Here is a 9,249-nt window from a genome sequence, read left to right on the forward strand (position 1 = left end):
GACATCGTCGCGCTGGAAGTCCTGCGCCAGCACGCCGTCGACGTCCCGGGTGACGTCAGCTCACTCGACTGACCGGGCTCGCCGCTACCAGCCGCGGGCGCGCCATTCTGCGACGTGTGGGCGCTCGGCGCCGAGCGTGGAATCGTTGCCGTGGCCGGGATAGAACCAGGTCTCGTCGGGCAGCTCGCTGAACAGTCGGGTCTCGACGTCGTCAACCAGCGAGGTGAAGTCCTCGGGTGAGCCGGTCTTTCCTACGCCGCCGGGGAACAGCGAGTCGCCGGTGAACAGGTGCGGCGTGCCCTGCGGGTCGCGGTAGAGCACCGCCACCGAACCGGGCGTGTGCCCGCGCAGCGCGATGATCTCGAGTGACACGTCGCCCACCGTGATCGTGTCGCCGTGGTTGAGCCGCTCATCGACGGCGACCGGCAGGTCGTCGGCGTCCGGGTCACCCGCATATACGGCGGCGCCCGCGGCGTCGACGACCTCGGCGAGGGCCTGCCAGTGGTCGGGGTGCCGGTGCGTGGTGAGTACTGCCGACACGGGCGGCCCGTCGAAGACGATCAGCTCGCGCAGCCGGTCCGCCTCGTTCGCCGCGTCGATGAGCAACCCTTCCTCGGTCTGCGTGCACCGCAGCAGGTAGGCGTTGTTGTCCATCGGCCCGACGGCCAGCTTGACGATCGTCAGCCCTGGCAGCCGCCGCACATCCGTCGCCCCGCCGACCTCGACGTTTCCGGTGTAGTCGCTCATGTCGCCGAACCTAGTCGAAGACCGCTTCGAACTCTTCGGTCGACGGCCCCGAGTCCAGCTCGACGGCCATGTCCGGCAGGTAGCGCAGCACGCTGTCGACGTAGGAGCGCACGGCTGCCGCCCGGCCGATGTCGTGGCCCTGCGCCTCGGACATGAACCAGCGATGCTCGTTGATCTCGTGGAACAGCTCGGCGTCGGGCAGCTTGCCGCGCAGGTCGCCAGGCACGAGCGCGAGCGTGGCGTCGTACTTCTCGTCCAGCCAGCGCCGCGCCGCGAGCTCCTCGCTGACCGTTTCGCCACGGCCCTCCACCCACTTCGCGCGGAACCGGGCAAGGTCGGCGAGCAGGGCGCGGGCCTGGTTCTCCTGGACGTGCAGGCCGGTCAGCGCGAACAGTCGCCGCTGGTGGTGGCCGGGCTCGACGATCTGGGTGTCGAATCGCAGCTTTCGCCCGTCCTGCTCGGTACGGATGGCCATCTCGGCAACGTCGAAGCCCAGGCTGTTGAGGCGTCTCACCCGGGCGTTGATGCGGTAGCTCTCGTCGCGACCGACGACCTCGTCGTGGTTGAGCTCCGCCCATAACTGCTCGTAGCGCGGGGTCAGCGCCATCGCCGTCTTGACCGGGTCGATCGACACGTCGAGGTATCCGCCGGCTTCGAGGTCGAACATCTCACCGGCAATGTTCTCGGTAGCGATGCCCAGGTCGTTAGCACGCTGGCCGTTGGACAGCCGGGGGTGCAGCTCACCGGTCTCGGCGTCGACGAGGTAGGCGGCGAGTGCACCTGCGTCTCGGCGGAACAGCGTGTTCGACAGCGAGCAGTCGCCCCAGTAGAAGCCGGCCAGGTGGATCCGGACGAACAGCTCCGCCAGCGCGTCGAGCAGGCGGTCATTCAGCGCGGGCAGGCCCCGGCCGGTGAACAGCGAGCGGTACGGGACGGAGAACGTCAGGTGCCGGGTGAGGAGCAGGCCAGGAAGGTCGCCGCCCTGGTCGGCGGTGCGCTCGACCACCGTGCCATAGGCGTCGACCACGGGGACCGACCGATCCGCAAGTACCTGCAACAGTCCGTGCTCGCGGAGCACGAAGCGGTCGGTGGCCTCCTTGACCGCGAAGATCTGCCCGTCCGCCTTGACGAAGCGCACGACGTGGCGCGAGATGCCACGCGGCACGTGCACGATCAGGGACTCGTCCCACTCCTCGAGCGGCAGGCCATACGGGAGGTCGAGGAGCCCGGTATTCGCGCCGAGAGTGGTGAGGCGGTAGGTGCTCACCCACCAAGACTATGAGCCGAGTGTTTCGCGCGGGTTATCCACGTCGAGGGCGAGCAGCGCGTTCTCGACCACCTCGGTGAGCGCGGGGTGGATCCAGTACTGCCCGAGGGCCATGTCGCGCACGCCCAGACCGAAGCTCATCGCCTGGATCAGCGGCTGGATGAGGGTGGACGCCTGCTCGCCCATCAGGTGCGCGCCGAGCAGCAGGCCGGTCGCCGGGTCGGCGATCAGCTTGCAGATGCCGGTGGTGTCTTCCATCGCCCAGCCGTATGCCGCGCTGCCGTAGTCCTGCACGACCGTCACGAACGGGGTGCCGGTGGCGATCGCCTGTTCCTCGGTGAGGCCGACGGAGGCGAGTTGCGGGTGGGTGAACACCGCGGCCGGCACGAATCGGTGGTCGGACTCGACGAGCGCGTCGGGGTGCGCCAGGTTGAGCGCGACCACCCGCGCCTCGTGGTTGGAGACGTGCTTGAGCTGGTGCGGCGAGCAGACATCGCCGAGCGCCCAGATGTGCTCGATCCCCGTCCGCTGGAAGCAGTCGACGACGACCCGGCCGTCGGGGTGGGTCTTGACGCCGGCCGCGCCCAGGTTCAGCTTGTCGGAGTTGGGCGTACGGCCCGTGGCGACGAGCAACATGTCTGCCTCGACGACCGAGCCGTTGAGCAGGTCCAGCCGGACACCGTCACCACAGCGTTCGATCGAGCTGACGTCGGCGTCCAGCCGGACGTCCCATCGTTGCTTCACGAGTTCGGTGAAGCGGCCGGCGATCTCGAGGTCGAGGTGGCGCAACAGCGGGCTGCTGCGCGCGATCACGGTGGTGTGCGCGCCGAACGCGACGAAGACGTGCGCGAACTCGGCCGCGATGTACCCGCCGCCGAGGATCGCGATGCGACGGGGCAGTTCATCGATGCGCATGACCGTCTCGGAGGTGTGGAAGGGCACGTCGCCCGCCGTGACCACCGTAGGGATCACCGGCCGCGAGCCCGTTGCGACCACGATCCGGTCGGCGGTGATCGTCTGGCCGGTCGAGAGCTCCAGCGTATGGGCGTCGACGAACGACGCGTGGGCTTCGATCAGCGTCGTGTTCGCCGATCCGTGCGCGCGGTACTCCCGCCCGCTCGCGGAGATCGGGTCGACGCGGCTGAACACGCGGTCGCGGATGTCGGTCCAGCGCACCCCGGTGAGCTGCGTGTCGACACCGAGCCGGGCCGAGTTCCGCACGGCCTCGGCGAGGTCAGCGGGGTAGACGTACATCTTCGTGGGGATGCACCCGACGTTCAGGCAGGTGCCGCCGAACGTCGACTCCTCGATGATCGCGATCTGCCAGTCGTCGAAGTCCGGGCCCACCAGGGAGTTGCCCGAGCCCGAGCCGATGACCGCGAGGTCGTAATGCGCCATGCTGGCGACGATAACGTCACCAGGCGCCGACCGCCTCGGCCATCAGGTCGCCGAAGAGATGCTCGAACTCCACCGTGCTCAGCCCACGGCTCGCGAACCATCGGCAGACGTTCTCGCAGTCGCGATGCAGAAAGTCCGGCCCCTGCGGGTTCGCGACCAGGTCCACGACCTGCGGCAGGTCGATCATCACGAGCCGGCCAGCGAGCGACGCTTGCGGAACGAGTGGGTCCTTGTGTACGAGCAGGTTGTACGCCGACAGGTCGCCGTGCGCGTGCCCGGTGCGGGCGAGCAGCCGCATCGCCGCGACGCACTGCTCGAACAGGTCGGCCAGTTCGCTCGGCGACGGGCGGCACTGGGCCAGCCGCGGGGCGGCCGTCCCGTCCTCGTCGCCGATGAACTCCATCATCAACTCGGTGCCCGAGAGCTGCACCGGGTAGGGGACGGGGGCGCCGGCCTGCCACAGCGACCCGAGTGCGGCGAACTCCGCCGAGGCCCACTGGCCCGAGAGCAGGTCGCGCCCGTAGGACGTGCGCCGGGCCATCGCGCGGGTGTCACGGGTGCGACGGGTGCGACGGCCCTCCTGATAGCCGGCGTCGCGGTGGAACATGCGGTGCTCGGCCGTGCGGTAGCGCTTGGCCGCGAGCACTGACTCGCGCCCACCCGGCAGGGCGCGCCGGACCAGGTGGACGTCGGCCTCCTTGCCGGTCTTGAGGATGCCGAGTTCGGTGTCGACCGCGGACAGGTCGGTGACCACCCAGTCGGGCCGGGGTTCGGGGCCGTGCGTCGCGGTGTCCCAGCTCGAATAGCTGGGTTCGGCAAAGGGAAAGTCGAACGGTGTTGGGTCCAGTTGCACTGGAGGACTCCTTGGGACGGCTCGCGCCTGCCCGGGAGTCGGGCGCTCAGCGCGAGCGGGAACGGGTGCGGGAGGTCGTCACCCGGGCGGCGGTTATTGACACGGGTTCCCTCCTTCGGCACCGTCCGTCGCTCCAGTAGCGCGGATCGACATCCAGGGTCCACGATCGGCATCGGCCGCGCAACCGAATTACCGCTGGTGGATAGCCTTGCGGCGTGCTGCGACTCTCCACGCTGTTCCTGCGGACCCTTCGCGACGACCCCTCCGATGCCGAGGTGCCGAGTCACCGGCTGCTCGTGCGCGCCGGTTACGTGCGCCGGGTGGCGCCCGGCATCTACTCGTGGCTGCCGCTCGGGATCGCGGTGCTCGCCAACATCGAGCGCGTCGTGCGCGAGGAGATGGCCTCGATCGGCTCCCAGGAGGTGCATTTTCCGGCGCTGATCCCGCGCGAGATCTTCGAGGCGAGCGGCCGGTGGGCGGACTACGGCGACACCCTGTTCACGCTCGAGGACCGCAGGGCCGCGCCCTACCTGCTCGGGCCGACGCATGAGGAACTGTTCACGTTGCTGGTGAAGGGCGAATACTCGTCCTACAAGGACTACCCGCTCGCGCTCTACCAGATCCAGACGAAGTATCGCGACGAGGCCCGGCCGCGCGCCGGCATCCTGCGCGGACGCGAGTTCATCATGAAGGACTCGTACTCCTTCGACCTGTCCGACGAGGGACTGGCCGCGTCCTACCGCGCGCACCGCGACGCCTACGAGCGCATCTTTCGCCGGCTCGGCTTCGACTACCGCATCGTTTTTGCGGTGTCGGGGGCGATGGGTGGGTCGGCCTCGGAGGAGTTTCTGGCCCCGACCCCGTCGGGTGAGGACACCTTCGTCCAGTGCGCCAACTGCGACTATGCAGCGAACACCGAGGCCGTCGAGATCGCCGCGCCCGAGCCACAGAACCCTGTCGACCACCCGGCCCAGCTGGTGCTGGACACTCCTGACACCCCGACCATCCAGACGCTCGTCGACCGGCTGAACACGATGGACCTGAACATGAACAGCGGCCGCGAGTTCACGGCGGCGGAAACGCTGAAGAACGTCGTACTGCGGACGCGAGCGCCCGGATCCGCCGAGTGGGAGCTGCTGGTCATCGGCGTGCCGGGCGACCGTGAGGTCGACCTCAAGCGCATAAGTGGCCAACTCGAGCCGGTCGCGGTCGAGCAGGCCGGCCCCGACGACCTGGCCAAGCAGCCGCGGCTGGTGAAGGGCTACATCGGCCCGCAACTGCTGGGCGAATTCAAGGTTCGGTATGTCGTCGACCCGCTGGTCGTCGAGGGCAGCGCCTGGGTGACCGGCGCGAACGAGCCGGGCAAGCACGCGGCGTTCGTGGTGCGCGGCCGCGACTTCACGCCGGACGGCGAGATCGGCGCCGTCGAGATCCGCGAGGGCGACCGTTGCTCACGATGTGGCGGTGCGCTGCAGATCGCCCGCGGCATCGAGTTGGGTCATGTGTTCCAGCTCGGCCGTAAGTTCGCCGAGGTGTTCGGGCTTACAGCGCTCAACGCGAATGGCAAGCCGGAGACGGTCACGATGGGCTCCTACGGTATCGGCATCACTCGCGCCGTCGCCGCGCTGGCCGAGCAGACCCACGACGAGAAGGGCCTGTGCTGGCCGCGGATTGTGGCTCCCGCCGACGTCCACATCGTCGCCACCGGCAAGGACGACGCGGTGTTCCAGGCCGCATCGACGATCGCGCACGGACTGGAGTCGCGCGGCGTGCGGGTGCTCTACGACGACCGGCGGGGCGTCTCGCCGGGCGTGAAGTTCAAGGACGCCGAACTGCTGGGCGTCCCGACAATCGTGATCGTCGGCAAGGGGCTCGCCGAAGGAGTCGTCGAGCTGCGCGACCGCCGCAGCGATGCGCGGCAGGACGTCCCGGTCGATGATGCGGTGGACGCGATCGCGGCGGCCGTCGGTTCGCCGTGATCAACACGCAGCCAGCATCCCCTCAGACATACTGACGGCGTGTTGATCAACGGCACGAGGCCGGACCGATGCCCGCGCGCCCGCTGAGCGAGATCGTCGAGGCCGGCTGGGCCGCGGCGCTCGCGCCGGTGGCGCAGGGCATCGCGGCGATGGGGGAGTTCCTGCGCGCCGAGATCGCGGCCGGGCGCGCTTACCTGCCATCCGGGCCGAATGTGCTGCGGGCGTTCACCCAGCCGTTCGCGGACGTGCGCGTCTTGATCGTCGGCCAGGACCCGTACCCGACGCCCGGGCACCCGGTCGGGCTGTCGTTCTCGGTCGAGCCCGACGTGCACCCGATCCCGCGCAGCCTGCAGAACATCTACCGCGAGCTCGGCACCGACCTCGGCTTGCCGACGCCCGCGAACGGCGACCTGACGCCATGGTCGCAGCATGGCGTGCTGCTGCTGAACCGGGTGCTGACCGTGGCGCCCGGCGCGCCCGGGGCGCACCGCGGCAAGGGCTGGGAAGTGGTGACCGACCAAGCGATCCGCGCGCTCGCCGCCCGGCGCACGCCGCTCGTCGCGATTCTCTGGGGACGCGATGCGCAGACCTTGCGGCCGATGCTGGCCGGCGTGCCGTGCATCGAGTCGGCGCATCCGAGCCCGATGTCGGCCGACCGGGGCTTCTTCGGCTCCCGTCCGTTCGGCCGGGCCAACGCTCTACTCGTCGAGCAGGGCGCCGAGCCTGTCAACTGGAAGTTGACCTGACGAGAGTGGTATCACCGCGATACCATGAGCGCATGGCGATGACCCTCCGACTGTCCGACGGCGAGACCGAAGCCCTCCGCAACTACGCCGAGGAGTCCGGTAGGTCGATGCAGGACGTCGCTCGCGAAGCGATCCGGGACTACATCGGAGAGCGTACGAAGCGACGCGCGGAGATCCTGGCACGCATTGTCGGCGAGGACACCGAGCTGCTCGACCTGCTCTCGAAGTGACGGTCTACCTCAGCATGGAAGACCTCCTCGCTGCGGCCGATGCAGCGCTCGCGCCGGTTGCGCCGGCGATCCGCGACCTCGGTCTGCTCGAGTCGGCGCTCGCCCGGCCTCGTGCGAGTGCCTTCGGTGCGGATGCCTATCCGGGCCTGTTCGAGAAGGCTGCCGCGCTGATGGAATCGATCGCCCGTAACCACGCGCTGGTCGACGGGAACAAGCGGCTCGCCTGGGTGGCGACGCGTCTATTCCTCGCCCTGAACGGCGAAGACGTGCGGGTCCCGATACCCAAGACCGGCGACGAGTTCGTGCGCGCGGTCGCCCAGGGCCAGCTCGCATTGACGGAAATCGCGGCGACGCTGGCCGGCTGGGTCCATCCGCAGCCGGGGTGACCATGATTTCCCCGCTGGTGGTCGGTTCGAGGCGGCCCAACCGGTCACCAGCGGGGAAGAGTGCCGGGATCAGGTGCGCCGGGCCGGGAAGCCGCCGGTGGCGATCGGGCCCCAACGCGTCGGGGTGATCCGCAGCAGCGACTTACCCTGCTCGGCCATCGCCGCCCGGTACCCATCCCAGTCCGGGTGCTCGCCCGCGATCGCGCGGTAGTAGTCGACGAGCGGCTCGAGCGCGTCGGGCAGGTCGAGCACCTCGCCCGTGCCGTCCACCTGCACCCAGGCGCCGCCGAAGTCGTCGGACAGGACGAGCAGGCTGCACTCGGGGGAGCGACGCAGGTTGGCCACCTTGGCCCGTTCGGGATAGCTCGACACGACGATCCGCCCTGCCCGGTCCACACCTCCCGTGACCGGTGAGGCCTGTGGTCCGCCGTCGCGGCGGCGCGTGATCAGGACCATCTGGTGCCGCGGCCGGACGAACTCGAGCAGGTCCTCGGTGCCGACGACGGTGTTGGTGGCGATCGCTCGGGGCATACCGCCGATCCTGCCGTAACCGGAGACCGCGCCGGCTTGATATCATTTGACTCTGGTTGATATCAGGAGGTAGCGATGGCTCGAACCGTGATCGACATCGACGACGAGGCGCTCGCCCGTGCTGCCAAGGTGCTCGGCACCAAGACGAAGGTCGACACCGTCAACCGCGCGCTGAACGCGGTCGCGCCGAAATCACCCGACGCCGATGAGGAGAGCCAACGGTTCGGAGAGTTCCTGGACTTGGTGGGCGAAATGCTGGCCGAGACCGACGTGCGGGGTGAGGCGTGGCGGTAGACCGCCCGTATCTGGTCGACAAGTCCGCCTGGGAGCAGCAACGCTACGACGAACGGGCTCGCCGGAGGCTGGCGGAACTGCGGCGGACCGGCCAGTTCTCGGTCTGCGTCGTCTCGGTCGCGGAGATTCTCTACTCGGCGCGCAGCGCGGTCGAGTTCGGGCGGGTACGTGAACTGTTCGCGCCTTTGCCACACCTCGGCATCACCGACGACGCGGAGCGGCAGGTGATCGAGGTGATGGCCGCGCTGGCCCGGCGCGGGCAGCACCGGATGCCGATCCCGGATCTCATGCTCGCGGCCATCGCGCACGCGCACCGGGCCGTCGTCCTGCACTACGACGCGGACTTCGAGCGGATCGCCGACGTCACCGGCCAGAAACACGAGTGGATCGTGCCGCGCGGGACCGGGCACGGCGGCCGATAGGCGTTGTCGGTCGCCGTCACTACTCTCGGGAGGGACGGCACCGGCCTGAGTCGGCGTTGAGTTCTGTGATCCCGAATCGTGACCGAAAGAGCACTGAAGAAGCGTGACCGACCGTCTGATCGTGCGTGGCGCCCGAGAGCACAACCTCAAGGACGTCAACATCGACCTGCCCCGCGACGCGCTCATCGTGTTCACCGGTCTGTCCGGATCGGGAAAATCCAGCCTCGCCTTCGACACGATCTTCGCTGAGGGCCAGCGCCGCTACGTCGAGTCGCTGTCCGCCTACGCCCGCCAGTTCCTGGGCCAGCTGGACAAGCCCGACGTCGACTTCATCGAGGGACTGTCGCCGGCCGTCTCGATCGACCAGAAGTCGACGTCGCGCAACCCCCGCTCGAC

Annotated in this window: 11 protein-coding genes and 1 pseudogene; 7 read left to right on the forward strand and 5 right to left on the reverse strand. The window is 69.1% G+C overall.

Annotated elements, in window-relative coordinates:
* Window positions 1–84 precede the first annotated feature (84 nt).
* Genes VIM26_RS00905 through VIM26_RS00920 form a run of 4 tightly spaced genes read right to left on the reverse strand, consistent with a single transcriptional unit; the run spans window position 85 to window position 4,265 of the window.
* Complete coding sequence (locus tag VIM26_RS00905; protein ID WP_331948423.1) at window positions 85–747, reverse strand: MBL fold metallo-hydrolase; 663 nt, start codon at window positions 745–747, stop codon at window positions 85–87.
* A gap of 10 nt (window positions 748–757) precedes the next feature.
* A complete protein-coding gene (locus tag VIM26_RS00910; RefSeq protein ID WP_331948424.1) occupies window positions 758–2,014 on the reverse strand; it encodes a DUF4032 domain-containing protein in 1,257 nt (418 codons plus the stop codon).
* Between the two features lie 9 nt (window positions 2,015–2,023).
* Window positions 2,024–3,412: a mycothione reductase gene (locus VIM26_RS00915; RefSeq protein WP_331948425.1), complete on the reverse strand. Its 1,389-nt coding sequence runs from the start codon at window positions 3,410–3,412 to the stop codon at window positions 2,024–2,026.
* Between the two features lie 16 nt (window positions 3,413–3,428).
* Window positions 3,429–4,265: a serine protein kinase RIO gene (locus VIM26_RS00920; RefSeq protein WP_331948426.1), complete on the reverse strand. Its 837-nt coding sequence runs from the start codon at window positions 4,263–4,265 to the stop codon at window positions 3,429–3,431.
* Between the two features lie 215 nt (window positions 4,266–4,480).
* Between VIM26_RS00920 and VIM26_RS00925 the strand changes: the two genes are divergently transcribed.
* From VIM26_RS00925 to VIM26_RS00940, 4 genes are all read left to right on the forward strand, one after another.
* Complete coding sequence (locus VIM26_RS00925; RefSeq protein ID WP_331948427.1) at window positions 4,481–6,244, forward strand: proline--tRNA ligase; 1,764 nt, start codon at window positions 4,481–4,483, stop codon at window positions 6,242–6,244.
* A gap of 68 nt (window positions 6,245–6,312) precedes the next feature.
* Window positions 6,313–6,990, forward strand: a complete 678-nt coding sequence (locus tag VIM26_RS00930) for a uracil-DNA glycosylase (RefSeq protein WP_331948429.1) — start codon at window positions 6,313–6,315, stop codon at window positions 6,988–6,990.
* A gap of 32 nt (window positions 6,991–7,022) precedes the next feature.
* On the forward strand, window positions 7,023–7,220 hold the full coding sequence (locus VIM26_RS00935) for a DUF6290 family protein (RefSeq protein WP_331948431.1): 198 nt from the start codon (window positions 7,023–7,025) through the stop codon (window positions 7,218–7,220).
* Window positions 7,217–7,606, forward strand: coding sequence for a type II toxin-antitoxin system death-on-curing family toxin (locus tag VIM26_RS00940; RefSeq protein WP_331948433.1), 390 nt, complete (start codon window positions 7,217–7,219; stop codon window positions 7,604–7,606). Before VIM26_RS00935 ends, VIM26_RS00940 begins: the two co-directional genes overlap by 4 nt.
* A 69-nt stretch (window positions 7,607–7,675) precedes the next feature.
* On the opposite strand, the gene VIM26_RS00945 is transcribed toward VIM26_RS00940, so the two are convergent.
* The gene (locus VIM26_RS00945) at window positions 7,676–8,137 is read right to left on the reverse strand and encodes a PPOX class F420-dependent oxidoreductase (protein WP_331948434.1); all 462 of its coding nucleotides are present in this window, start codon (window positions 8,135–8,137) and stop codon (window positions 7,676–7,678) included.
* Between the two features lie 87 nt (window positions 8,138–8,224).
* On the opposite strand from VIM26_RS00945, the gene VIM26_RS00950 reads away from it, so the two are divergent.
* From VIM26_RS00950 to VIM26_RS00960, 3 genes and pseudogenes are all read left to right on the forward strand, one after another.
* Window positions 8,225–8,431: a type II toxin-antitoxin system VapB family antitoxin gene (locus VIM26_RS00950; protein WP_331948435.1), complete on the forward strand. Its 207-nt coding sequence runs from the start codon at window positions 8,225–8,227 to the stop codon at window positions 8,429–8,431.
* The gene (locus tag VIM26_RS00955; protein ID WP_331948436.1) at window positions 8,422–8,853 is read left to right on the forward strand and encodes a PIN domain-containing protein; all 432 of its coding nucleotides are present in this window, start codon (window positions 8,422–8,424) and stop codon (window positions 8,851–8,853) included. The genes VIM26_RS00950 and VIM26_RS00955 overlap by 10 nt, the downstream gene beginning before the upstream one ends.
* A gap of 103 nt (window positions 8,854–8,956) precedes the next feature.
* Window positions 8,957–9,249, forward strand: a pseudogene (locus tag VIM26_RS00960) (excinuclease ABC subunit A); the annotation flags it as partial.

The sequence above is a fragment of the Pengzhenrongella sp. genome, assembly GCF_036565025.1.
Lineage (GTDB): Bacteria > Actinomycetota > Actinomycetes > Actinomycetales > Cellulomonadaceae > Pengzhenrongella.